Below are 20708 nucleotides of genomic sequence, written 5' to 3'. Positions count from 1 at the left end.
TGCGGCCGATGACGACCGCCGACCTGCCGGCCGTGATGCGGCTGGAGGAGGAGCTCTTCGCCCCGGACACCTGGACCGAGGCGATGTACCGCGACGAGCTCTCCCGCGGCGACACCCGCTACTACGTCGTCGCCGAGTTCGACGTCGGTGGCGATGAGGACGAGCCGGTCGAGGGGCCGCCGGTGATGGTCGGGTACGGCGGGCTCATCGCCTACGACGACGAGGCGCACGTCGCGACCCTCGGCGTCACCACGGCGCTGCAGGGCGAGGGGATCGGCTCGCTGCTGCTCGACGACCTCCTCGCCGAGGCGGACAGGCGCAGCCCGGTCGTCCTGCTCGAGGTGCGCGCGGACAACGAGACCGCTCAGCACCTCTACCGGCGGCGCGGGTTCGTCGAGATCGGGCGGCGCCGCGGCTATTACCAGCCGAGCGGGGCCGACGCCGTCGTCATGAAGCGCAAACGGGTGCGGGCGCTGAGCCGGGCGGGAGGCGGACGTGGCTGATCAGCCGCTGGTGATCGGGTTCGAGACCTCGTGCGACGAGACCGGCGTCGGGCTGGTCCGCGGGCACACCCTGCTCGCCGACGCCCTGGCCACCTCGATGGCCGAGCACGAGCGCTTCGGCGGGGTCGTTCCGGAGATCGCCTCGCGGGCGCATCTGGAGGCGATGGTCCCGACCGTGCACCGCGCCCTGGCCGACGCCGGCGCGACCGTCGACGACGTCGACGCGATCGCCGTCACCTCCGGACCGGGGCTCACCGGGGCACTGCTGGTCGGCGTCGCCGCGGCCAAGGCGTACGCCCTGGCGCTGGGCAAGCCGCTGTACGGGGTCAACCACCTCGCCGCGCACGTCGCCGTGGACGAGCTGCAGCACGGCCCGCTGGCCGAGCCGTCGATCGCGCTGCTGGTGTCCGGCGGGCACAGCTCGCTGCTGCTCGTCCCGGACCTCGCGCAGGAGGTGCAGTCGCTCGGCCGGACGGTCGACGACGCCGCGGGGGAGGCATTCGACAAGGTCGCCCGCGTGCTCGGGCTGCCGTTCCCGGGGGGGCCGCCGATCGACCGCGCCGCCCGCGAGGGCGATCCCCGCGCCATCGGTTTCCCGCGCGGTCTCACCGGCCCACGCGACGCGCCCTACGACTTCTCCTTCTCCGGCCTCAAGACCGCGGTGGCGCGCTGGGTCGAGGCGCGGCAGCGGGCAGGGGAGGACGTGCCGGTCGCCGACGTCGCGGCGTCGTTCCAGGAGGCGGTCGCCGACGTCCTGACCGCCAAGGCCGTGCGCGCCTGCCGCGACCACGGGGTCGACCATCTCGTCCTCGGCGGCGGCGTGGCGGCCAACTCCCGGCTGCGGGCGCTCGCCGAGGAGCGCTGCGCGGCGGCCGGGATCGTCCTCCGTGTGCCGAGCCCGCGGCTGTGCACCGACAACGGCGCGATGGTGGCCGCGCTCGGCTCCCGGCTCGTGGCCGCCGGCGTCGCGCCGTCGTCCCCCGACCTGGGGGCGGACAGCTCGCTGCCGATCGAGGTCATCCGGGGGTGAGCGGCTCGCAGACGAGCACGGTGGGCGCGCCGGCCACGCGGGTGACCACCACGACGGCGGCGTCGCTCCCTGGCCCTCTCAGCTGGCGCGCGAGGGTCTCGGGCTCGATCGGTGAGCCCCGCTTCTTGACGACGACCCGGCCGATCCCGCGCGAGCGCAGGTGCGCCTTGAGCTTCTTGAGGTTGAACGGCAGCACGTCGGTGACCCGGTAGGAGCTCAGCCACGGGGATGCGGCCGGGCCGTCGGAGGTCAGGTAGGCGATCGTGGGGTCGACCAGCGTGGCGCCGTCGGCGACCAGCGACATGAGCCCGGACCGGATCAGCGCCGGGTCCGGCTCGTGCAGCCAGCCGCGCACCGGCCCGACGGCCGCCGGGCCGGGGTCGTCGTCGGCACTCACCTCCGAGACCGCTCCGTCGCGCACGAGCGTCGCCCGTCGCCAGGCGGTCGAGATCCCGCGGCCCCAGAGCAGCGCCTCCACGATCGAACCGCCGACGGAGACCCACTCCGCCTCGACGCCCTCGGGCACCCGGTCGTGGTCGAGCCCGGGAGCGACCTTGACCGCGGAGGTGGGGACCCGGTCCAGCAGCGCGGTGACCGTGGACCACGGCGGCGACCAGCGGTCGGGGTCCATCTGCCGGCGACCGCCCGCTCGCCGGGCGGGGTCGAGGACCGCCGCCTCGCAGCCGGCCACCGTTCCGGCCGTGGCGGCCGCGACGAGGTCGACGACGTCGGCGTCGACCACCTCCACGCCGGTCAGCCCCAGGGCGGCGGTGTTCAGCCGGGTCAGCTCCCGCGCCACCGGGTCACGGTCGACGGCGACGACCCGCGCGCCCGCCCGGGCCAGCGCCATGGTGTCCGTGCCGGCCGCGCACCCCAGGTCCGCGACGGCCTCTGCACCGGCGGCCAGGAGCCGGGTGGCGCGGCGGTCGGCGAGGACGGGACGGCCGGCCTGCTCGAGGGTGTCGCCGGTGAAGAGCAGGCGGTCGGCGTCGGCACCGAAGGAGGCGCGGGCCCTGTCCCGCTGCCGCGCGATGCCCCACGCCGGCCCGGCCAGGTCGGTGCCCACCTCGGCGCGCAACCGGGTCAGCGCGGTCACCGCGTCGGTCCGCGCCGCCAGCAGGGCGGCTGCCCGGGACAGGGCCGCCGCGCCCGCCGGTGTGGCCAGGGCCCGGAGCTGGCGCACCGTCTCGACGGCCTGCACGTCCGGTTCGCCGTCCACCGGCACAGCCTCGCGTACCGGCTGGTCACCCACCCCGGGGACCCGGTTGAGCGGCTGGCACTCTCGTGGGTAGAGTGCCAACCGACACGGGCTGGCGCCCGACCCCCGCGACGGCGGGTGCCCGGATCCCGTGCCACAGCATCGCTAGACATCCCCATCCGTCCTACCGAAGGGGGCGCCACAACGTGACGACCGCTACCAAGGTCAGCATCAAGCCGCTGGAGGACCGCGTCGTGGTCCAGGCCAACGAGGCCGAGACCACCACCGCCTCCGGTCTGGTCATCCCGGACACCGCCAAGGAGAAGCCCCAGGAGGGCACCGTCGTCGCCGTCGGCCCCGGCCGCATCGACGACAACGGCAACCGCGTCCCGCTGGACGTGAACGTGGGTGACGTCGTCATCTACTCGAAGTACGGCGGCACCGAGGTCAAGTACAGCGGCGAGGAGTACCTCGTGCTCTCCGCGCGCGACCTGCTCGCCGTCGTGGAGAAGTGACCACACGGCACCAGCTCCACCAGCTCTGACAACCGCCCCGGGCGACCCGATCTCGGGTCCCGGGGCGGTCGTCTTTCCGCGGAACATCTGACCGAGAGGTCCACATGCCCAAGATCATCAAGTTCAACGAGGACGCGCGGCGCTCCCTCGAGCGCGGCGTCGACAAGCTCGCCGACGCGGTCAAGGTGACGCTCGGCCCGCGCGGCCGCAACGTCGTCATCGACAAGAAGTTCGGTGCGCCGACCATCACCAACGACGGCGTGACCATCGCCCGCGAGATCGACCTCGACGACCCGTACGAGAACCTCGGCGCGCAGCTGGCCAAGAACGTCGCCACCAAGACCAACGACGTCGCCGGTGACGGCACGACGACCGCCACCGTGCTCGCTCAGGCGCTCGTTCACGAGGGCATGCGCAACGTCGCCGCCGGCGCCAACCCGATGGCACTCGGCCGTGGCATGCGGGCCGCCGTCGACGCCGTGCACGCCGCGCTGGACGAGATCGCCATCCCGGTCGACGACCGCAAGGCCATCGCCGGTGTCGCCACGATCTCCGCGCAGGACGCCGAGGTCGGCGAGCTGATCGGCGAGGCGTTCGAGCGGGTCGGCAAGGACGGCGTGATCACCGTCGAGGAGAGCAACTCGATGTCCACCGAGCTGGACGTCACCGAGGGCGTCCAGTTCGACAAGGGCTACCTCTCGCCCTACTTCGTCACCGACCAGGAGTCGATGGAGGCCGTTCTCGAGGACGCCCTCGTCCTGCTGGTCAGCGGAAAGATCGGTGCGCTCGCCGACCTGCTGCCGCTGCTGGAGAAGGTGCTCTCGCGCGGCGGGCAGCCGCTGCTGATCGTCGCCGAGGACGTCGAGGGCGAGGCGCTGTCCACCCTCGTCGTCAACTCCATCCGCAAGACGATCAAGGTCGTCGCGGTCAAGTCGCCGTTCTTCGGTGACCGCCGCAAGGCGTTCATGACCGACCTCGCCGTCGTCACCGGTGGTCAGGTCGTCAGCGAGGACGTCGGTCTGTCGCTGGACTCCGTCGGCCTCGAGGTGCTCGGCACCGCCCGCCGGGTCACCGTCGACAAGGAGAACACCACGATCGTCGACGGCGGCGGCACGTCCGAGGCCATCGGCGACCGGGTCGCGCAGATCCGCCGCGAGATCGACGCCACCGACTCCGACTGGGACCGCGAGAAGCTCCAGGAGCGCCTCGCGAAGCTGGCCGGCGGCATCGGGGTCATCCGCGTCGGGGCGGCCACCGAGGTGGAGCTCAAGGAGCGCAAGCACCGCATCGAGGACGCCATCGCCGCCACCCGCGCGGCGGTCGAGGAGGGGGTCATCCCCGGCGGCGGCTCGGCGCTCGTGCACACCGCGTCGGCCATCGACGGTCTCGACCTCTCCGGTGACGAGCTGACCGGCGCCCGCGCCGTCCGCACGGCGCTTGACGCCCCGCTGGCCCGGATCGCGGAGAACGCCGGCTTCGAGGGTCGCGTCGTCGTCAGCAAGGTGCGTGACCTCGGTGCCGGTCAGGGCTTCAACGCCGCGACCGGTGAGTTCGGCGACCTGGCCGGCCAGGGCGTCATCGACCCGGTCAAGGTCACCAAGGCCGCCCTGGAGAACGCCTCGTCGATCGCGGCGATGGTGCTGACCACCGACTCCGCGGTCGTGGAGAAGCCCGAGGAGGAGGAGCACGAGCACGCCGGCGGGCACCACACCCACGGCCACTCGCACGGCGGGCACGGCCACTCGCACTAGTCGCACGAAGCGGGCGAGATCGCCGATCTCGCCCGCTTCGGACCGCTGACGGGGGCGAGATCGCCGATCTCGTCGTCTGCAGGACGAACGAAGAGGGCGGGTCCGGAGAAGTCCGGACCCGCCCTCTTCGGCGTGTGTGTGGGGGAGCTACACCCCGGCGGCGACGGCGGCGGGCTCCGCGGCGATCAGCCGGGCCCGCTCCTCCTCGCTCATGCCACCCCAGACCCCGTAGGGCTCGCGTACCGACAGTGCGTGCTTGAGGCAGGACTCCAGGACGGGGCAGCGCCCGCAGACGGCCTTGGCCGCAGTCTGCCGACGGGCCCGGGCGGGACCGCGCTCACCGTCCGGGTGGAAGAAGAGGGACGTGTTCTCCCCACGGCACGCGCCGTGGAGCTGCCAGTCCCAGACTTCGGCGACCGGCGTCGGGAGCCTGCGAATGTCGGCCATGTGTCCTCCAGGGCTACGTGAGCCGGAGGGGGGCTGTCCGGCTGCAAGGGGCCGGTGCCCTTGGCCCGACATGGTCAAACACGTCGAGTTCGCAACTTTTCGTCCGATGTCGTCGGTCACGCGCCCTCACCCCTCGGGATGAGGGCGTCTGTCGTAGCCCGATCGTGTCGCTCAAGGTGGGTTGTGGACGCGTCGGTTCCGGAGGTGTACGGCCCCCGGAAGCGAGCCGCGACCACCGCAGAGGTGGCTGCTCCGCAGGGCCACCGAGCGACTCCCGCCCGGGTGTTCCCCGGGCGGTTCGGGCCCGGGCGGATGCCGACCGGGGGGAGCGAGGAGCACGGCGTGATCGACGACAGGATCCGCGGGCCGGTCAACGGTGCCACCGTCTGGATGTACGACGAGCGTCGGCGGGTCCGCGACGACGTCGCCTCCCGCCTGGTCGCCCTGCCCTTCGTCGGCCGGGTGGAGGTCGTGGCCGACGCCGCGTCCCTCATGTCCCGGCTGGCCACCCGGTCGCCCGACGTGCTGATCGTCGGCACCCAGCGAGCGGTGGACACCGGGCTGAGCGCCGCCACCCAGGCCCTGCGTGCCTACCCGGGACTCCCGGTGCTGGTCCTCGGCGCCCCCGACGACGCCGAGAGCGTCCGGGCCGCCGTGGCCTTCGGTGCGCGCGGCTACCTCCGCTGGGACGCCAGCCCGATCGAGATGGGGCTGGGCCTGTCCCGCGTGGGGCTGCGTGCCGACGGTGCCCGCATCCCCCAGCAGGTCGGGCCCGCCCCGGTAAACGGTGTGCCGGCGTGGAGCGGGGCCACCCCGCTCAACGGCTCGGCTCCGACGACGGTGCGCTCGACCGTCCGCGAGGCCACGCCCGCCGCGGCGCTGTCGATGCGGGAGATGCAGGTGCTCACGGGCATGAGCCAGGGCAAGAGCAACGCCCAGATCGGCCGGGAGCTCTACCTGTCCGAGGACACCATCAAGACCCACGCCCGCCGGCTGTTCCGCAAGCTCGGCGCGAAGGACCGCGCCGAGGCCGTCGCGACGGGGTTCCGCCGCGGCATCATGACCTGAGCGCCGACGGCGCCCCGTTACGCCGGAGGGCGGTCATCCACAGCCGGATGACCGCCCTCTGGCGTGTGCGGGCGCGGACCTAGCCGACGGGGTTGTCCGACACCGGGAGTGCGGCGGCCTGCGCGACGACGTGGTCGACGAGGCCGTACTGGAGCGCCTGGTCGGGGGTGAACCAGCGGTCGCGGTCGGAGTCCTGCTCGATCTGCTCCACGCTCTGGCCGGTGTGCGCCGCCTGCAGCTCGTTGATCTCGCGCTTGAGGCGGCCGAACAGCTCGGCCTGGATCGCGATGTCGGACTGCGTGCCCCCGACGCCCGCCGACGGCTGGTGCATCATGATCCGCGTGTGGGGCAGCGCGAAGCGCCTGCCCGGGGTGCCGCAGGTCAGCAGGAACTGACCCATCGAGGCGGCCATGCCCATCCCGTACGTGGCCACGTCGCAGTCGATGAACTGCATCGTGTCGAAGACCGCCATGCCGGCACTGACCGAGCCGCCCGGCGAATTGATGTACAGGTGGATGTCGCGTCGGGGATCGTCGGCCGCCAGCAGCAGCATCTGGGCGGCGAGCTGGTTGGCGATCACGTCGTCGACCTCCTTGCCGAGGAAGATGATGCGTTCGCCGAGCAGGCGGCCGTAGACGGCGTCCGTCAGGCTCGCCGACGTGCCGCCCTCGCCCAGCAGGCGGGGAATTGCGCTGTTCGACGCGACAGGGTTCATGGGTCCGGACCTCCACGGCGCAGGGGATGTGCTGTCGCCCCGGAGTCTGCTGGGAATGGTCGGAGAAAGCGCCGCAGAAATGGCTCTTGTGCTTACTGCTGAATTGTTGCGCCGACCGCGAAAGAGCATTGACAACAGACAGTTCGCCCGAGAGGACGAGGAGGCCGGTCACCCCTGCGGGGATGACCGGCCTCGTGGCGATCTCGGTGCGTGCGACCTGCTCAGTCGTCGCGGGCGTGGCGGCCGGCGCCCTGCTGGCCCGTCGGCTCCTCGTGCTCCGCTGTCGCCGCGACACCGTCGGCGTAGCCGCTCGCGTAGTCCCAGCTGACGTAGTCGTCCGGGTTCGGGTCGAACGGCGGCTCGTGGCGACCGGTCTGGCCCTCGTCGAGCAGCTGGCGCAGGTTGGCCTGCATCAGGGCCCAGTCGACGTGGTGCTCCTCGTCGCAGTCGGGGCAGTCGACGACGATGCCCTTGATGCCCGTCGGCTCCAGCAGGGTGCGGAACACCTCGAGCTCGGCGAGGTCGTCCAGTACGCCGGCGCGCTCCTCCATCGTCAGCGGGGGCTGGCCCCCGGGATCGGGGGGCCCGAAGTCGGGGCCGGAGGCGTCGTCGAACGGAGTCACGCCCTCCACGGTAACGGCCCGGCAGGCAGAGCACCGCCGCTTCCGGCCGCCGCCTACGATCGTGGGCATTCCCCCCGCGTCCGGCGACGAACGCCGACCGCAGTTCGACCCGATCTGCCGAAGGGTGGCCGCGTCCTCATGCAGCCCGACTCCGTACCCGAGCTGCCGGCGAAGTTCGCCCCGCTCGGGTTGACCTACGACGACGTCCTGCTCATCCCGGGCGCGTCGGACATCGTGCCGACCGAGGTCGAGACCAGCAGCCAGGTCACCCGGCGCATCCGGCTCGCCGTCCCGCTGCTGTCCAGCGCCATGGACACCGTGACCGAGGCCCGCATGGCCATCGCCATGGCCCGGGTGGGCGGCATGGGCGTCCTGCACCGCAACCTGGCCGCCGAGGACCAGGCCGGCCAGGTCGACCTGGTGAAGCGTTCCGAGGCCGGCATGGTCACCAACCCGGTCACCTGCACGCCCGACAACACCCTCGCCGAGGTCGACGAGCTTTCGGCCCGCTACCGGATCTCCGGTGCCCCGGTGGTCGACGCCGACGGCGTCCTGCTGGGCATCGTCACCAACCGCGACATGCGCTTCGAGAACGACCCCAACCGGCTCGTCCGCGACGTCATGACGCCGATGCCGCTGATCACCGCCCCCGTGGGCGTGGACGCCGACACCGCGCTCGCCCTGCTGTCCAAGCACAAGGTCGAGAAGCTGCCGCTGGTCGACGGCGCCGGCCGGCTGCGCGGGCTCATCACCGTCAAGGACTTCGTCAAGCGCGACCAGTTCCCGCTCTCCACCAAGGACGCCAACGGGCGGCTCGTCGTGGGTGCGGCGCTCGGCGTGGGTGACGACGCCTACAAGCGCGCCGGCCTGCTGGTCGACGCGGGCGTCGACGTGCTGGTCGTCGACACCGCGCACGGCCACCAGCGGGCCGTGCTGGACATGGTCGCCCGGGTGAAGAAGGACTTCGGCGGCGACGACGGCGTCGAGGTCGTCGGCGGCAACATCGCCACCCGCGCCGGCGCGCAGGCGCTCGTCGACGCCGGGGCCGACGCGGTGAAGGTCGGCGTCGGGCCGGGTTCGATCTGCACCACCCGCGTGGTCGCCGGAGTCGGCGTGCCGCAGGTCAGCGCGATCTACGAGGCCTGGCTCGCGGCCGGCCCGGCCGGGGTGCCGGTGATCGCCGACGGCGGCCTGCAGTACTCCGGCGACATCGCCAAGGCGCTGGTCGCCGGCGCCGACACGGTCATGATCGGCGGACTGTTCGCCGGGGTCGAGGAGGCCCCGGGCGAGCTCGTCTTCATGAACGGCAAGCAGTACAAGACCTACCGCGGCATGGGGTCGCTGGGCGCCATGCAGAAGCGCGGCAACCAGTCCTTCAGCCGCGACCGCTACTTCGCCGACGACGTCCTCTCCGACGACAAGCTCGTGCCCGAGGGCATCGAGGGTCAGGTGCCCTACCGCGGCGCGCTGTCCGGCGTGGCCCACCAGCTCGTCGGCGGCCTGCGCGCCTCCATGGGCTACGCGGGCGCGGCCACCGTCGCCGACCTCAAGGAGCGCGGGCAGCTGACCCGCATCACGTCGGCGGGCCTGGTGGAGAGCCACCCCCATGACATCCAGATGACCGTCGAAGCACCGAACTACCGGGGCCGCTGACATGAGCGCACGCGACACCGTCGAGATCGGTCTCAACAGGTTCGCCCGCCGGGGCTACGACCTCGACGAGGTCTCGATCGTCCCGTCCCGGCGCACCCGCGACGTCGACGACGTCTCGACGGCCTGGCAGATCGACGCCTTCCGCTTCGGCATCCCGCTGGTCACCAGCCCGTCCGACGCCGTGGTCAGCCCGGCGACGGCGATCGCCGTGGGTCGGGCCGGCGGCCTGGGCGTCCTCAACGCCGAAGGCCTGTGGACCCGCTACGCGGACCCCGAGCCGGTCTTCCGCAAGCTCCGCGACGCCGCGGGCGAGGGAGCGCCGCCGCTGGCCCTGCTCCAGGACGTCTACTGCGAGCCGGTGAAGCCGGAGCTGATCGCCGAGCGCATCCGCGAGATGCGCGACGCCGGGGCGACGACGGCGGTGCGGGTGTCCCCGCAGCACACCGAGCAGCTCGCCCCGGCGGCGCTGAAGGCCGGGGTCGACCTGCTGGTCATCCAGGGCACGATCGTCTCGGCCGAGCACGTGACGACGCAGGGCGATGCCCTGAACCTCAAGCAGTTCATCGCCGACCTCGACGTCCCCGTGATCGTCGGCGGGGCGGCGAACTACACGACGGCGCTGCACCTCATGCGGACCGGCGCGGCCGGCGTCATCGTCGGCGTGGGTGCGGACAGCTTCTCCACCAGCGACGACGTCCTGGGCATCCGGGTGCCGCTGGCCAGTGCCATCGCCGACGCCGCAGCCGCCCGCCGCGACTACCTCGACGAGACCGGCGGCCGGTACGTGCACGTCATCGCCAACGGCCGCATCGAGACCAGCGGCGCCATCGCGCGGGCGCTGGCCTGCGGTGCCGACGCCGTCCAGCTGGGGGAGCCGCTGCGCATCGCCGCGGAGGCGCCGGCCGGGGGCATCTGGTGGGACTCCGTCGCCGCACACCCGCGCCTGCCGCGCGGTGGCACGTCCGCGCCGATCAGCCCGGTCGCGACGCTGGAGCAGGTGCTGCTCGGCCCGGCGGACACCTCCGACGGGCGCACCAACCTCTTCGGCGCGCTCGCCCGGACGATGGCCAAGACCGGCTACCGCGATCTCAAGGAGTTCCAGCGGGTGGACCTGGTACTCGGCGGAGCCATCGGCGGTCGGGCGGACTGATGGACTTCCCGACCGTCCTCGTCGTCGACTTCGGAGCGCAGTACGCCCAGCTGATCGCCCGGCGGATCCGCGAGGCCGGCGTCTACTCCGAGATCGTCGCCTCCGACGTCCCGGCCGAGGAGATCGTCGCCCGCAAGCCCGCGGCGATCGTGCTCTCCGGTGGGCCGTCGAGCGTCTACGCGCCCGGCGCCCCGCAGGTGGACCCCACGCTCTTCGAGTCCGGGGTCCCGGCCTTCGGCATCTGCTACGGCTTCCAGGCCATGGCGCAGAGCCTCGGCGGCTCCGTCGCGCACACCGGCGACCGCGAGTACGGCGGCACGCCCCTGACCGTCACCACCGAGGGCCGGCTGTTCGGCTCCCTCCCGATCGAGCAGAACGTGTGGATGAGCCACGGGGACGCCGTCAGCGAGGCGCCCCCCGGGTTCACCGTCACCGCGACGTCCACCGGCGCGCCGGTGGCCGCGTTCGAGGACGTCGACCGCAGGCTCGCCGGCGTGCAGTTCCACCCCGAGGTCCGGCACACCGCCCACGGGCAGACGGTCCTCGAGCACTTCCTGTTCGACATCGCCGGTCTCGAGCCCACCTGGACGATGGCCAACGTCGTCGAGGAGCAGGTGGAGCGGATCCGCGAGCAGATCGGCGAGGGACGGGCGCTGTGCGCGCTGTCCGGCGGGGTCGACTCCGCCGTCGCCGCCGCGCTGGTGCAGCGGGCGATCGGTGACCGCCTCACCTGCGTCTACGTCGACCACGGGCTGATGCGCGAGGGCGAGACCGAGCAGATCGAGCGCGACTTCGTCGCGGTCACCGGAGTGGACCTGCGGGTCGTCGACGCCCGGGAGCAGTTCCTGGGCGCGCTCGCCGGGGTCTCCGACCCCGAGGAGAAGCGGAAGATCATCGGCCGGGAGTTCATCCGGGTGTTCGAGCAGGCCGCACTCGACGTCGTCGGCGACGCCAAGGAGCACGGCGACACCGTCGACTTCCTCGTGCAGGGCACGCTCTACCCCGACGTCGTCGAGTCCGGTGGCGGTACGGGGACGGCGAACATCAAGAGCCACCACAACGTCGGCGGGCTCCCCGAGGACCTGCAGTTCGCGCTGGTCGAGCCGCTGCGGACGCTGTTCAAGGACGAGGTCCGCGAGGTGGGGCTGCAGCTCGGCCTGCCCGAGTCGATGGTGTGGCGCCAGCCGTTCCCCGGACCTGGCCTCGGCATCCGCATCGTCGGCGAGGTGACCCAGGAGCGGCTGGACATCCTGCGCAAGGCCGACGCGATCGTCCGGGCCGAGCTGACCGCGGCGAAGCTGGACCGCGAGATCTGGCAGTGCCCCGTCGTGCTGCTCGCCGACGTCCGGTCGGTCGGCGTGCAGGGCGACGGGCGGACCTACGGGCACCCGATCGTGCTGCGGCCGGTGTCCAGCGAGGACGCCATGACCGCCGACTGGACGCGGCTGCCCTACGACGTGCTGGCGAGGATCTCCACGCGCATCACGAACGAGGTGCACGAGGTCAACCGGGTCACCCTCGACGTCACCAGCAAGCCGCCGGGAACGATCGAGTGGGAGTGAGCGATGCCGGTTGACGTATCGCGGGGACCAAAACCCGGACTCTGAGCAGCAGTAGCACGGGCGGGGTGCGCTGACATGGCAATCCTGAGTCTGCTCATGACAGAGCCCTCCTTTTGCTGAAGGATGACGGCATGGCGACCGCAGCTGCCAAGTCCGTCTTCTTTGCCTATCCGGGAAGTCCTAGCCTTCAAGCTGAGACTATCCGGGCTGGTGCTGGGCTGATCGGTTCCCGCACTCGGCTAATGACTCGCACCTGGCAGGATCTGCAGGTTGGTGGGCGAGTCATGATCGGCGAGATTCAACAGGCCATTGAAACAGCCGAAGTAGTCGTGGCCGAGATCGGCTCGTTGAATCAAAACGTCTTGTACGAGGTCGGATACGCGATCGCAAAAAGAAAGCGCGTCTGGCTTCTTTTGGATGGCACCGACGAGAATGCCGTTAAGAACTGGAAATCCTTCGGCATACTTAGTTCCATTGGCTACTTCAATTATCAGGGCGACTCGGAACTAATCGCAGCGGGCTACTCGAAGGAACGCCCGGACCTAGATGGTCGAGAGCTCCTCTGGGACCACCTTCAGAAGGACTTCCGATTTGGCGTGGATCCACGAACGTTGTTCTACTTTCCTACTCGGTTGCGAGGGGATGCACCTAGAACAATTGATCGTGAGCTAAGTAAGCGGAAAAACCTGGCTGTTCTGCGTTCGGATGAAGATGAGAGGGGTTACGCTCCCCTTAGCTACTACGCGGAGATGATTCACCGCTCCTCGGCCTCGCTCGTGTACATGGTGGGCCTGCAGCGGACGAGGTCCGCTATACACAATGCTCGGGCGAGCTTGGTGGCCGGCATGGTAGCCGGTCTCGGTCGTCCGCTGCTGATGCTCGCAGAGGATACATTCGACCCGCCGATCGACTATCAGGACTTGCTCTACAAATTTGCGTCAGTAAGAGATGTCCAGAACAGGTTGAATACCTGGTTGGACGATCTCCCTACTCAGGCGGGTTCCACTCCGGCGAGACTGCACGAGGCGCTCGGTCTCCCGCTCGCGTTGGGGGAATATGTCGCGGAGTATGAAGCCGACGAGCTCAATGATTACTTCGTTCCCACAGCCGAGTACGCGCGGGTCATCCGCAGGCAGGGCGGCACAGGGATCTTCGTTGGCCGGAAGGGTACGGGCAAGACGGCGACAATGCTCCAGGCGGCTGCCGAACTGGGCAGGGACAAGCGAAACCTCGTGACCGTTATAAAGCCAACCGGTTATGAGCTCGAGAGCTTGCTCGAAGTTCTGGATATGCTGCCAGAAAGGGGTGAAGCAGATTATTTCCTGAACGGTCTGTGGGAGTACCTACTTCACTGTGAGATCGCGGCCGCGGCGGTGAGGGAAGCGGAAGGCAAACCTGCCGGGATCGCTTCCGGGTCTGCGATGGACGCGCTGCGGGCCTACCTAGAAGACCTGGGCGTGGGGCTAGAGCAAGACATGGCAGTCCGCCTTGAAGGGGTAGTTCAGGATTTGCTCGCGGGACTTCCATCTATGCCCGACGGTGTTGGCAATGTCAGGAATTTTCTAAATGAACAGTTGCATACATCGACGCTCCGAGACATGCGGCGGCTCATCGGTGAGGCGCTTGGCTCCAGGGAGAGAGTTGCTCTACTGATTGACAATCTCGACAAAGCGTGGGAGCGGGGGGCTGATTACGAGCGTCTTTCTCGAGTTATCTTCGGACTCTTGTCGGCCGTTGGGCATGTAGCCCGCGACTTCTCTCGCGAGAACGCTTGGCGCGCGAAAGTAAATGTGACTCTCACCGTGTTCCTGCGAGCGGACATCTTCAGTATGGTTTTGCGGCACGCGCGCGAACCCGACAAGATGGATGTGCTGCAAATCCGATGGCCTGACCGGCAACTCCTGTCACGTGTGATTGAGGATCGCTACGCAGCGGTCACAGACGCAGACGGACCTTTGCTGTGGAAACGCCTTTTTAGTCCAACGGTTCGGGGAATGGCGGCGCGCGAGTACATGCTCTGGCGGGTTCTTCCTCGCCCTCGAGACCTTGTCTATCTGTGTAATGCCGCACTCCTCGAGGCGACCAATAGTCGCCACTCCCGGGTGGAGGAGGCCGACGTTGTGGGGGGTGAGCGGGCATACTCGCAGTTCGCATTCGAAGCGTTGGTGGTAGAGAGTGACCCCGAGGCAGGGCTTGCCGACCTGTTGTTCGACTTCGCTGGCGGAACGGCGACGCTGTCGTCCGATCAACTCGCCGCCGTGTTGCGTAGGGACGAAGCCTCGGACCTCGAGAAGCTAACCGGCACGCTCCTTCGCTCTTCGTTCCTCGGGTTGGAAGTCGGAGACGACATTTACGAGTATTTTAGTGATGAGACGTCGGAAAAGAAGCATAGGGCATTGGCTCGACGCCTTAGCGCGGAGCGAGGCAGCCCGGCGCGCTATCGCATCCACCCAGCGTTCCGGCCATTCCTGGAGATTGCGGACGACGACTTGGCCGCTGAAGCGGTCGGGGAGAAGTTGCCTCTAGTGAGCGAAGTGCCTGGCTCTTAGTTCGCGAAAACCTTGGCATGGTTCAAACTGCTTGCACAGGTATGCCTATGTCACCCTTTCTTCGCAAGGGCGAGCCGCCCGGTACCCTTCCGTGGGCACCGGACTTCTGTCGCCTTCCAAGCCTCGGAGACTGGCGCGATCCTCCGCGAGAGGCCGCTCCATGACGTCACCTGACGGCACGCGCGTCCTCGGGCGGCGTGCCGAAGATGGCCGGGTCGTGGTCCGGCGCGGTCTCGGTGGTGAGGTCCGCGGCCTCGATCCGGTCCCAGCGGAACCAGCGCGGCGCCTGACGCTCGCGGCACCAGGCGGCCAGCTGCCAGTGGGTCCCGGGCCGGGCGAGGAAGACCGGTTCCACCCGACGCCGCGTCACCTCGCCGGATCCTCCGCGGTAACGGATGGCCAGGACGCGGCGGCGCAGCAGCGCCTCCTCGACGACGGCGGCCGCAGGGGACCGCCGGTGCCGCGGCTCCCGCACCCACACGCGGGAACCGAGCCGTTCGGCGTCGCCCCGAGCGCCGGGGCCCAGCACGTCCAGGATCTTCTCGAGTGCCGCACGGCCGTCCACGGCGAACGGGGCGTCCGGGGCTCCGGCCAGGGCCACGGCGACCGCCACCGCCTGGGCCGGGGTCAGGTTCACCGGCGGGAGCGTCGCAACGGCGTCGAGGACGTAACCGCCGCCCGGTCCACCGGTCGCCCAGATCGGAACGCCGGCCTGCTGGAGTGCGGAGACGTCCCGCTTGATCGTCCGCGGTGAGACCTCCAGCCACTCGGCGAGTCGCTGGGCAGTGCGCCCGCGGCTGCCCGCGCGGCGGAGCTCCTCGGAGACGGCATGCATCCGGTCCGTGCGGTTCACGTCCGGATCGTGGCATGAGACGGTGACAGGACGGTGTCACCGAGGCCACGCGATGGTCCGTCCATGACGACGATCGCTCTCTTCCATTCCGTGCTCGGAGTCCGCCGCGGGGTCCTCGACGCCGCCGACAGGTTGCGCGCCGCGGGCCACCAGGTCCGGGTGGTCGACCAGTACGACGGGCGCGTCTTCGACGACTACGCCGAGGCCGGCGCCCACGTGGACTCCATCGGGTTTCCGGCCCTCATGGCGGCAGCTCTCGACGGGGTCGCGGATCTTCCCGACGGCTTCGTGGCCGCCGGCTTCTCGAACGGTGCGGGCATGGCCGAGTACGTGGCCGTCCAGGGGCGGTGCTCGGGCGCGCTCATGTTCTCCGGCGCCCTCCCTGTGGCGATGCTGGGCGCGACCGCCTGGCCGTCCGGGGTCCCGGTGCAGCTGCACGCCGCTGAGACGGACCCGCTGCGCCACCAGGAGTGGAACGACGCCTTCCTGGCGGACGTGCGGGCGTCAGGCGCGTCGGTCGAGGTCTTCGACTACCCGGGAAGTGGCCACCTGTTCACCGACCCGAGCCTCCCGGACGAGTTCGATGCGTCGGCGACCGAGTTGCTGTGGGGGCGGGCACTGACGTTCTGCGCAGCCGTCGACGGTCAGCTCTCTGCCCGGTAGACGAGTTCCCGGCCGTCGTCGGCGGTGAGGGTCAGCCGGACCTCCTCGATCTGCAGTGTCGGGCCGCTCTGCAGGACGGCCTGCACGGCGGCATCCTGGGGGGCCAGGTCGGGCGGGCACGTCGCCCCGTCGCCGAGCAGGTCGTCGATGACCAGGGACCCGTCCTCGACGAGCCAGGTGCCGGTGATCGTCCGGCAACCGGTCGAGGCCTCCGCACGGCGGTCGGCGCCGAGCAGCAGGACGGCGGGGTCACCGACGGTCGAGGACGCGGTCTGGCCCTCGACCACGGTCTCCAACACCCAGCGGGTGCCTTCGAGCGGGCTGTCGGGGACCGGCGCGACGGGGGTGAAGCGCAGCTCCACGCCGTTCCCGGTGAGCAGCAGGTCCCCGCCGTCCACCGCGGCGCTGTCCACGTCCCCGAGGGCGGCGAGGAAGGCGCTCTCCGCCGTCATCACGTCGGGCTCGCAGCCCATCTCCGTACTGCCGATCCCGTCCAGGACGAACGACGAGCCGTCGAGCCGGTAGGACGAGAACCAGTGGTTGCAGAAGGCGGTGCCGCGAGCCTCCTCGCCCGTGAGGTCGAGCGTCGCGCGGGCACCGGCCGGCCGGGGGAGGTCCGCGCCGTCCGCCGTCCCACCGGCGAACTCCCACTCCCCGACGACGCCGGGGGCGGCGGTGCCGCTCCCCCCACCGCAGGCGGCGAGCGCCAGGGCGGCGGCGAGGAAGAGTGCGGTGCGCTGCACGTCCTCTGCACGCCCGACGGTGCCGCCGGGTTCCCTGCGCGCGGACCGAGGGCCCCGTGCACGACGGAGGGCCCGGGGAGCGTTCGCTCCCCGGGCCCTCGTGACGTCCGCTCCGCCGGTCAGGTCCGGCGCCGCCGGGACTTCTTCAGCTCCGACACCAGCAGCGCGATCCCGCCGCCGATGAGCAGGATCCAGACGAAGCCGCCGTCCTCCCAGAAGCCGAACGGCAGGTCGACGCCGGCCATCGCCACGACCGCCAGGGCGATGAACAGCACGCCCGGGATCAGCGCACCCAGGTCGACCGACCGCCGCCGCTCCGGCTCCGGCGCGTCCTCGGTGGACAGGGGGGTCACGGTCTGCCAGTCCCGCAGCTGCGCCTCCTGCCAGGCCGTCGGCGTGGTCGGGAACTCGCTGTAGTCAGCCACGGGACACCTCCACGTCTCCCACTCCTGCGTTGACGGTGATCACGAACTCGGCCCGACCGTCGTCCGACCAGGACCGGCCCTGGCCGGGGAAGAAGCCGTCGGTCTCGGACCCGCTGTCGAAGACGTCCATGTCACCGAGGCCGTGGTTGCCCTCCAGCTGCACGTCCGCCGAGCGGGGCAGGATGATCTCGAGGTCGCCGACACCGTGATCGACCTCCACGTCCAGTCCCCGTCCGGAGATGCCCTTGTCCAGCCGGCTCAGGTCGACGGTCACGTCGCCGACGCCACCGTTGTAGACGTCGCGGAGCTCGGACACGGTGGCCGGCCGGTAGGTCCGGTCACCCACGCCGCCGTCCGCGCTGCCCACCGTGGAGACGGCGACCAGCGCCAGCGAGAGCACGACGCCGACGGCGACGAGGCCGCCCCGTGCGGTGCGCCCGTTGCTGAACGCCGCGGCCACGAGGCCGAGGCCGACGACCACCAGCAGGCTGCCGAGGACCCCGCGCGGGCCGATGTCCCAGTCGCTGAGGTTCGCGATGGCCGCCATCAGCCCGGCCACGATCAGCAGGGCGGCGACGGTGATGCGCGGAACCGGCGACCGGGGGAGGGCCGGCTTCTGCGCCGTCGTGGCCACTGCGGCGCCGGGAGCACCCGGGGCGCCGTGCGGCCCGGCCGGCATGAGGACCCAGAGCAGCAGGTAGACGAGGACGCCGGTGCCCGCGGCCAGGGTCAGGGCCACGAAGCCCACCCGCCAGAGGAGCGCGTCGATGCCGGTGTACTCGGCCAGGCCGCCGTTCACGCCACCGAGGACCTTGTCGGTGCGGCTGCGGCGCAGCTGCGGGCGGACCGCCGGAGGCTGGGGCGAGGGTGGCGGCCAGGACGGCGGTTCCATCGGCGGGGGCAGGGGAGGGGGTGCGGCGGGAGGGGGTGCGGAAGTCATGGCAGCAGCCTGCCCACCGCGGGCTCCTGAATCCATCAGGGAACGCCCCCATCCGACCCTGGATCGGCCGGCACCGCTCTTCCAGGGTGATCACCCGTGTCGCGGGCATGCCTCGCGGTGCGACGATCCAGTACGTGACCACCACTGCGACCGGAGCGCCACCGGAGCCGACGGCTGCCCGGCCGCCGCTGGCGCGCCCGCGGTCCGGTCGGATGCTGGCCGGAGTCGCCGCCGGCACCGCCACCCACCTGCGCCAGGACCCGCTCGTCGTGCGCGTCGCCTTCGTCGTCCTGGCGACCTTCGGCATCGGCGTCGTGATGTACGGCCTGCTCTGGCTGACCATGCCCGTGGCCGCCCCTGGTGAGGACCCGACGCCGGCGGCCTTCCGGCTGGAGATGCCGAAGAGCAAGCGTCAGCTGGTCACCCTGGTGCTCCTCGGGATCGCCGCGGCGGCCGTGCTCGGCCAGGTGGCCCGCTTCAGCAGCGGCGACCTCGTGCTCCCGCTCATCTTCGTCGCCGTCGGCATGGCGGTGATCTGGCGCCAGCTCGACACCGACCGCACGCTCAACCTGCCCGGTGTCCGCTGGGCGCTCGCCGGGGGAGCGGCCCTGGCTGCGGGTGGTCTGATCCTGCTGCTGGCCACGACCGGTCAGCTGGCCAACGCCCGCAACGGCTTCGCCGCGACGCTGGTCATCCTCACCGGCGTGATCCTGGCGACCGCGCCGATCTGGCGCCGGCTGCTCGCCTCGCGGGACGAGGAGCGCACGGCGCGGGTCCGTTCCGAGGAGCGGGCCGCCGTCGCCGCCCACCTGCACGACTCGGTGTTGCAGACGCTCGCGCTGATCCAGCGCAACGCCGAGGACCAGCAGGCCGTGAGCCGGCTGGCCCGCAGCCAGGAGCGGGAGCTGCGCGCCTGGCTGTACGACCCGAAGGTGGTCCGCGAGGGCAGCACCTGGGCCGGCCTGGTGGCGCAGATGGTCTCCGACGTCGAGGCCGACCACGAGCTCCTCGTCGACCCGGTGGTCGTCGGTGACGCCCCGGTGGACGAGGCGCTGGCGGGCCTCGGTGCGGCCACCCGCGAGGCGCTGGTGAACGCCGCCAAGCACTCCGGTGCCACGGCTGCCGACCTGTACACCGAGGTCACGCCCGAGCGGGTGTCGGTGTACGTCCGCGACCGCGGGAAGGGGTTCGATCCGTCGGAGGTGCCCGACGACCGCCGGGGACTGCGCGACTCGGTGAACGGCCGGCTCGGGCGGCTGGGTGGCACGGCCGTGGTCCGGTCCTCGCCCGGCGAGGGAACAGAGGTGGAGCTCGTGCTCCCGAGAGGAGCAACCCCATGACCGCCCCCCGTGTGTTCGTGGTCGACGACCACGCCATGGTCCGCGCCGGTGTGCGCGCCGAGCTCGGCAGAGACGTCACCTTCGTCGGCGAAGGCGCGGACGTCGCCTCCGCGGTCGACGGCATCCGCGCCACCCGACCGGACGTCGTCCTGCTCGACGTGCACATGCCGGGAGGCGGCGGGCGCACCGTCCTGGAGACGCTCCGCGCGGAGCTGCCCGACGTGAAGTGGCTGGCGCTGTCGGTGTCCGACGCGGCCGAGGACGTCATCGCCGTCATCCGGGCCGGCGCGCGGGGCTACGTCACCAAGACGATCTCGGGGGGCGACCTGCTGGACGCCGTCCGGCGGGTGGCCGAGGGCGACGTCGTCTTCAGCCCGCGACTGGCCGGCTTCGTGCTGGACGCGTTCGCCGCCGGCGGCCCGGCGGCACCGGAGCCGGAGGAGGAGGCGACCGACCCCGGCCTCGACCTGCTCAGCGCCCGGGAGCGCGAGGTGATGCAGCTGCTGGCCCGGGGCTACACCTACCGGGAGATCGGGTCGCGGTTGTTCATCTCGGTGAAGACGGTCGAGTCCCACGCCTCGAACGTGCTGCGCAAGCTGCAGCTGTCCAACCGCAACGAGCTCACCCGCTGGGCGGCGACCAACCGCCTGCTCTGAGCTACTGCTGGGACTCGGCTACTGCTGGGATTCGGTCCAGGCGCGGGCCTCGGCGACGAGGGGATCCCAGTCCTCCGTCCCGCGCAGGACGGCCCAGCCGTTCATCCGGCGACCCTCCATCGGCTCGAAGGGTTCCGCGTTCCCGCCGGCGACGAGGTCCTGCAGCCGGTCGGCGGGCAGCTTCACGACGAGCTGCTCGTGCCACCAGATCGCGAAGAACTTCCTCCCCGTCCGCAGGCCCTGACAGCCGAACATGCTCCCGGGGGTGACGGTCCCGCCCCGCGTCCGCTCGACCAGGTCCTCCCACGACTCCGTCATGCCCGC

At 71.1% G+C, this 20708-nt stretch carries 21 protein-coding genes; 12 read left to right on the top strand and 9 right to left on the bottom strand.

Annotated features, from left to right (window positions below; genetic code table 11):
* Window positions 1-8 precede the first annotated feature (8 nt).
* Entirely contained in the window at window positions 9-503 is a 495-nt protein-coding gene (gene rimI, locus CRP30_RS02500) for a ribosomal protein S18-alanine N-acetyltransferase (protein ID WP_097183081.1), read from the top strand.
* Window positions 496-1533, top strand: a complete 1038-nt coding sequence (tsaD, locus tag CRP30_RS02495; RefSeq protein WP_097182373.1) for a tRNA (adenosine(37)-N6)-threonylcarbamoyltransferase complex transferase subunit TsaD — start codon at window positions 496-498, stop codon at window positions 1531-1533. The genes rimI and tsaD overlap by 8 nt, the downstream gene beginning before the upstream one ends.
* Here the strand turns inward: tsaD and CRP30_RS02490 are convergent.
* The gene (locus CRP30_RS02490; protein ID WP_097183080.1) at window positions 1520-2752 is read right to left on the bottom strand and encodes a class I SAM-dependent methyltransferase; all 1233 of its coding nucleotides are present in this window, start codon (window positions 2750-2752) and stop codon (window positions 1520-1522) included. The two genes, tsaD and CRP30_RS02490, sit on opposite strands and share 14 nt — an antisense overlap.
* 185 nt (window positions 2753-2937) lie before the next feature.
* On the opposite strand from CRP30_RS02490, the gene groES reads away from it, so the two are divergent.
* Both groES and groL read left to right on the top strand, forming a co-directional pair.
* A complete protein-coding gene (groES, locus tag CRP30_RS02485; RefSeq protein WP_092194970.1) occupies window positions 2938-3246 on the top strand; it encodes a co-chaperone GroES in 309 nt (102 codons plus the stop codon).
* Window positions 3247-3350: 104 nt separating this feature from the next.
* A complete protein-coding gene (gene groL / locus CRP30_RS02480) occupies window positions 3351-4997 on the top strand; it encodes a chaperonin GroEL (protein ID WP_097182372.1) in 1647 nt (548 codons plus the stop codon).
* Between the two features lie 147 nt (window positions 4998-5144).
* On the opposite strand, the gene CRP30_RS02475 is transcribed toward groL, so the two are convergent.
* A complete protein-coding gene (locus tag CRP30_RS02475; protein WP_097182371.1) occupies window positions 5145-5444 on the bottom strand; it encodes a WhiB family transcriptional regulator in 300 nt (99 codons plus the stop codon).
* 342 nt (window positions 5445-5786) lie between these two features.
* On the opposite strand from CRP30_RS02475, the gene CRP30_RS02470 reads away from it, so the two are divergent.
* On the top strand, window positions 5787-6512 hold the full coding sequence (locus CRP30_RS02470; protein WP_097183079.1) for a response regulator transcription factor: 726 nt from the start codon (window positions 5787-5789) through the stop codon (window positions 6510-6512).
* 79 nt (window positions 6513-6591) lie between these two features.
* Here CRP30_RS02470 and CRP30_RS02465 read toward each other — a convergent pair whose 3' ends face one another.
* Both CRP30_RS02465 and CRP30_RS02460 read right to left on the bottom strand, forming a co-directional pair.
* A complete protein-coding gene (locus tag CRP30_RS02465; RefSeq protein WP_097182370.1) occupies window positions 6592-7227 on the bottom strand; it encodes an ATP-dependent Clp protease proteolytic subunit in 636 nt (211 codons plus the stop codon).
* A gap of 221 nt (window positions 7228-7448) precedes the next feature.
* Window positions 7449-7850, bottom strand: coding sequence for a DUF5319 family protein (locus CRP30_RS02460; protein ID WP_097182369.1), 402 nt, complete (start codon window positions 7848-7850; stop codon window positions 7449-7451).
* Window positions 7851-7988: 138 nt separating this feature from the next.
* Between CRP30_RS02460 and guaB the strand changes: the two genes are divergently transcribed.
* From guaB to CRP30_RS02440, 4 genes are all read left to right on the top strand, one after another.
* Window positions 7989-9503, top strand: a complete 1515-nt coding sequence (gene guaB / locus CRP30_RS02455; protein ID WP_097182368.1) for an IMP dehydrogenase — start codon at window positions 7989-7991, stop codon at window positions 9501-9503.
* Between the two features lies 1 nt (window position 9504).
* Window positions 9505-10653, top strand: a complete 1149-nt coding sequence (locus CRP30_RS02450; protein ID WP_097182367.1) for a GuaB3 family IMP dehydrogenase-related protein — start codon at window positions 9505-9507, stop codon at window positions 10651-10653.
* Entirely contained in the window at window positions 10653-12215 is a 1563-nt protein-coding gene (guaA, locus tag CRP30_RS02445; protein WP_097182366.1) for a glutamine-hydrolyzing GMP synthase, read from the top strand. Before CRP30_RS02450 ends, guaA begins: the two co-directional genes overlap by 1 nt.
* A 131-nt stretch (window positions 12216-12346) precedes the next feature.
* A complete protein-coding gene (locus tag CRP30_RS02440; RefSeq protein WP_143278388.1) occupies window positions 12347-14764 on the top strand; it encodes a P-loop ATPase, Sll1717 family in 2418 nt (805 codons plus the stop codon).
* Window positions 14765-14930: 166 nt separating this feature from the next.
* Here the strand turns inward: CRP30_RS02440 and CRP30_RS02435 are convergent, their stop codons facing one another.
* A complete protein-coding gene (locus tag CRP30_RS02435; RefSeq protein WP_097182364.1) occupies window positions 14931-15617 on the bottom strand; it encodes a helix-turn-helix transcriptional regulator in 687 nt (228 codons plus the stop codon).
* 63 nt (window positions 15618-15680) lie between these two features.
* On the opposite strand from CRP30_RS02435, the gene CRP30_RS02430 reads away from it, so the two are divergent.
* Window positions 15681-16280 carry a dienelactone hydrolase family protein gene (locus tag CRP30_RS02430; protein ID WP_097182363.1) on the top strand — a complete coding sequence of 200 codons (600 nt, stop codon included), beginning with the start codon at window positions 15681-15683 and terminating at the stop codon, window positions 16278-16280.
* Here the strand turns inward: CRP30_RS02430 and CRP30_RS02425 are convergent.
* The 3 genes from CRP30_RS02425 to CRP30_RS02415 all read right to left on the bottom strand — a co-directional run bounded on the left by CRP30_RS02425 (window position 16262) and on the right by CRP30_RS02415 (window position 18388).
* Window positions 16262-17023: an META domain-containing protein gene (locus tag CRP30_RS02425; protein WP_097182362.1), complete on the bottom strand. Its 762-nt coding sequence runs from the start codon at window positions 17021-17023 to the stop codon at window positions 16262-16264. The two genes, CRP30_RS02430 and CRP30_RS02425, sit on opposite strands and share 19 nt — an antisense overlap.
* A 119-nt stretch (window positions 17024-17142) precedes the next feature.
* Window positions 17143-17448 carry a hypothetical protein gene (locus CRP30_RS02420; protein ID WP_097182361.1) on the bottom strand — a complete coding sequence of 102 codons (306 nt, stop codon included), beginning with the start codon at window positions 17446-17448 and terminating at the stop codon, window positions 17143-17145.
* The gene (locus CRP30_RS02415; protein ID WP_097182360.1) at window positions 17441-18388 is read right to left on the bottom strand and encodes a PspC domain-containing protein; all 948 of its coding nucleotides are present in this window, start codon (window positions 18386-18388) and stop codon (window positions 17441-17443) included. The genes CRP30_RS02420 and CRP30_RS02415 overlap by 8 nt, the downstream gene beginning before the upstream one ends.
* 134 nt (window positions 18389-18522) lie before the next feature.
* Here CRP30_RS02415 and CRP30_RS02410 point away from each other — a divergent pair, with 134 nt between their 5' ends.
* Together CRP30_RS02410 and CRP30_RS02405 are read left to right on the top strand one after the other, a co-directional pair.
* A complete protein-coding gene (locus tag CRP30_RS02410) occupies window positions 18523-19728 on the top strand; it encodes an ATP-binding protein (RefSeq protein ID WP_235003126.1) in 1206 nt (401 codons plus the stop codon).
* Window positions 19725-20384: a response regulator gene (locus CRP30_RS02405; protein WP_097182359.1), complete on the top strand. Its 660-nt coding sequence runs from the start codon at window positions 19725-19727 to the stop codon at window positions 20382-20384. The genes CRP30_RS02410 and CRP30_RS02405 overlap by 4 nt, the downstream gene beginning before the upstream one ends.
* An 18-nt stretch (window positions 20385-20402) precedes the next feature.
* Here CRP30_RS02405 and CRP30_RS02400 read toward each other — a convergent pair whose 3' ends face one another.
* Window positions 20403-20702 carry a TfoX/Sxy family protein gene (locus CRP30_RS02400; RefSeq protein WP_097182358.1) on the bottom strand — a complete coding sequence of 100 codons (300 nt, stop codon included), beginning with the start codon at window positions 20700-20702 and terminating at the stop codon, window positions 20403-20405.
* Between the last annotated feature and the right edge of the window lie 6 nt (window positions 20703-20708).

Origin of the sequence: Blastococcus haudaquaticus, from assembly GCF_900230285.1 — a bacterium.
Taxonomy (GTDB): domain Bacteria; phylum Actinomycetota; class Actinomycetes; order Mycobacteriales; family Geodermatophilaceae; genus Blastococcus_B; species Blastococcus_B haudaquaticus.
The sequence above is the reverse complement of the archived record's forward strand: the minus strand, read 5'-3'. Positions and strand labels throughout refer to the sequence as shown.